Raw genomic sequence first — 3,293 nt, forward strand, 5'->3', positions numbered from 1 at the left:
CGCAGCAGCGCCACGGCGAGCGCGGCCACGCCGACCACGAGCGCCATCCCCAGCGCGTACGCGCCGAACAGCGCCAGCCCGCGCAGCGGCGACCCGGCCCGCAGGCTGGCCACCACGATCGCCAGGAACGGCGCAATCGCGCAGGTCAGCGACGTGAGCGCGTACGCCGCGCCGAACAGCGCCATGGACGGCCAGGTGCGGGTGAGCCGGGGCGCGACGCGCAGCGGGCGCGGTGCGGGCAGCTTCCGGCCGGCGAGCAGCCAGCACCCGGCCAGCGCCAGCAGCACGCCGAGCGTCACCGTCAGCCACGGCAGCCGGGGCCGCAGCCAGTCCGCCGCCGGTGCCAGGGCCAGCCCGAACGCGCCGAACACCAGCGCGTACCCGAGGGTGAGTCCGGCCGTCGCGGTGAGCGCGCGGCCGACCGTGCCGCGCCCGCCGTCGGGGCCGGCCACCAGCAACGACAGGTACGCGGGCAGCATCGCGAAGCCGCACGGGTTGACCGCGCCGAGCATGCCCGCGGTCAGGGCGAGCAGCAGCGCGCCGGTCATCCCCGGGCCAGCGTCTCGACCTGCCGGGTCAGCGCCTCGCCGTCCAGGAATCCCTGGTGGACGACGCGGCCGGTGCGGTCCAGGACGACGAACGTGCTCTGCTCGGCCACCTTGAACCGGCGCCACAGCGCGCCCGCCCGGTCGTCGATCTGTGTCGTGCCGCCCAGGTCGAACTCGGTGACGAACGACTTCATGGCCTTCTGCTCGCCGAGTCCGGCGACGCCGACGATGGGGACCGTGTCGCGGTAGGTGGGGGCGATCTCGGCCACCGTCCACGCCTGGCTGGCGCAGGTGGCGCACCAGGGCGCCCAGAACCAGAGCACTACCGGCCGCCCGGCCAGGGCGGCGGCGTCGAACGCCGTACCGTCGAGGGTCTTGCCGGTGAACGACAGCGCGGCCGGCACCCGGGCGGGTGACGCAGACGCCGGCCCGGCGGACGGCGAGCCGGCGGCCGGGGACGCGGGAGCCGGGGACGCGGGAACCACCGCGCCCGCAGGTGCGCCGCCCTCGGGCCCGGCCGCGCAGGCGGTCGCGGCGGCGAGCGTGGCGGCCAGAACGGCGGCGGCTGTGACACGAACGGCGGTACGCATCGGCGGCTCCTGGTTCTACTCGGCCCGGACCAGGCGGAGCGCGAGTTCGGGACAGACCTTTACCGCCTTGAGCGCGCCCTCGCGCAGCCACGTCGGCACCGGGGTGGGCGGGAACGCCGGGTAGCCGTTGCCGTCGAGGCGGATGAAGTCCGGCACCACGTGCGCGCAGAGCCCGTGCCCGTCGCAGCGCGACCAGTCCAGGGTGAGCTTCTGCGGGTTGGCGTCCGGCGCGCCGGGCAGGCCCATCATGCCCTTGACCCGCTTGCCGCAGCCCTCGCCGGTGGCGTGCAGCCGCAGGTCGTCGGCGAACACCTCCATCGCGGACAGCGCGAACCGGGCGGTGCCGTCCGGGTGGCTGCACGCGCCGCGTCCCTTGACGTCGCCGGCCGCGGCCCGGACCAGCTCGACCGGTGCGCTGCCGGAGACCGCGAGGTCGACCGAGCGGGCCAGGTCGGGCAGGCCCATCTTGCACGGGCCGCACTGCCCGGCGGACTCGCCCGCGAGGTAGCGCACCACCTGCGCGGCCTCGCCGAGCGGGCAGGTGTCGGCGCCGAGCGGCACGATGATGCCGGCGCCGAGCGTGCCGCCCACTGCGGTGAGCCCCTTGCGGGACACCTCGGCCCGCTCGGCGGCCGCCGCGGTGATCCACTTGCCGTGGTAGCCGCCCATGAGGATGCCCGGGCCGGGCGGCACCTCGCACAGGTCGAGGATCTCGCGCAGCGGGGTGCCCGCGGCGCACTCCACCACGGCGGGGCGCTTCGCCGACCCGGTGACGGTGAGCAGCACGGTGCCCGGCTCGTCGTCGGTGCCGAGGGCGGCGTACTCGTACGGGCCGATCCGGGCGGCGACGGCGAGCTGGGAGTACGTCTCGGCGTTCGACAGCAGCGTGGGCAGCCCGCCGACACCGGAGTCGCTGGAGCGCTTCTTCGTGCCGGGCGGGATGTGCGGCAGGCCGTTGATGCCGTTGACGAGCGCGCCGCCCTCACCGGAGATGAACCGGTGCGGCACCGTGACGATGGTGGTCGGCACCGGCATCCGTCGTTCCTGCAACGCCTCGGTCAGCGAGGGCCGGCCCACGTCGTCGTCTGCGACCCCGATCACGATCTCCTCGGCGTCGAGCGCGAACGCGGCGAGCGCGGCGCCGTCCAGGATGAGGTGCGGGGCACGGGTGAGCAGCACCTTGTCCTTCCAGCTCGCCGGCTCCCCCTCGGTGGCGTTGACGACCACCACGGCACCCAGGTCCTGCCGCTCGCAGGACTCCAGCACGGCCCGCAGCTTGCGGGCGAACGGGAAGCCCGCACCGCCCTTGCCCTTCAGGTCGATCGCCTCGGCGAGCCGCAGCAGCGCCGCCGGTTCCATCGGGCCGATCGGGCCGTGCACCTCCTCGTGGGCCAGCAGGTCGAGCCGGCCGAACTCGGCGAAGCCGGCGGTCAGGCGGGGCTCGCCGACACAGGCGACCGGCGGGATCGTCGCGCGCATCACCGGGCCTCACCCCGCAGCCCGGCCCAGTACGCGCCGTCGACGGCGTCCGCGTCGGCCCGCTTGCGGCGGCCGGACCGGCTCTCCTTGCCCGCGCGCATCGCCCGGCGGGAGGCGAGGTCGACGAGCGTCGGGGTGTCGTCCACGAACGCCTCGTCGGCGGCGTAGCGGGCCGGCGGGCGCCAGTAGTCCGGCTCCTCCGGCACGTCCTCCTCGTCGCGGTAGCGGCGCCCGGACCCGCTGAGCGGCTCGGCCGAGAGCGGGGTGCCGGAGATCGGGCCGGCCGAGATCGGCTCGCCGGAGACCGGGCGGGACTCCCAGCGGCGCGGGCTGTCCCACGGCTCCTCCGGCTCGTCGGTGGCGCGCGGCGGCGCGGAGTAGCGGGCCACCTCGGCCGCGGTGGCGTACCGGCCGCTGTCCGGGGGCGCGGAGTGGCGACCGCCGGTGTCCGGGGGCGCCGAGTGCCGGCCGCCGCTCTCCGGCGGCGCGGAGTACCGGGCCACCAGGTCCTCGTCGTCGCGGGAGCGGCGGCTCACCCGCTCCTCGGTCCGGGAGCGGCGGGGCACGCGTTCCTCGTCGTCGCGGCGACGGCGGCGGGGCCGTTCGCTGTCGGTCCGGCGGGCCGGCGCCGCCTCCTCGTCGCGGGCGCGGACGACGGGCTCGCGCTCCTCGTCGC

Annotated in this window: 3 protein-coding genes and 1 pseudogene; all 4 read right to left on the bottom strand. The window is 76.5% G+C overall.

The window, feature by feature from the left end; all coding sequences use genetic code 11:
- The coding region (locus AC2CHG_RS30760) for a cytochrome c biogenesis CcdA family protein (RefSeq protein WP_484526136.1) at positions 1-548 on the bottom strand (548 nt) is incomplete at its 3' end.
- Entirely contained in the window at positions 545-1,138 is a 594-nt protein-coding gene (locus AC2CHG_RS30765) for a TlpA family protein disulfide reductase (RefSeq protein WP_355508302.1), read from the bottom strand. The genes AC2CHG_RS30760 and AC2CHG_RS30765, both read right to left, overlap by 4 nt.
- Before the next feature lie 15 nt (positions 1,139-1,153).
- Complete coding sequence (locus AC2CHG_RS30770) at positions 1,154-2,620, bottom strand: NADH-ubiquinone oxidoreductase-F iron-sulfur binding region domain-containing protein (RefSeq protein WP_355508304.1); 1,467 nt, start codon at positions 2,618-2,620, stop codon at positions 1,154-1,156.
- Positions 2,617-3,293 (bottom strand): annotated as a pseudogene (locus AC2CHG_RS30775) (hypothetical protein); the annotation flags it as partial. The pseudogene AC2CHG_RS30775 and the gene AC2CHG_RS30770, both read right to left, overlap by 4 nt.

This window comes from Micromonospora sp. ATLC20, from assembly GCF_057196585.1.

Coding starts and splice junctions, on each gene's coding strand:
- AC2CHG_RS30765 (WP_355508302.1), bottom strand. CDS start 1,138: ATGCGTACCGCCGTTCGTGTCACAGCCGCCGCCGTTCTGGCCGCCACG.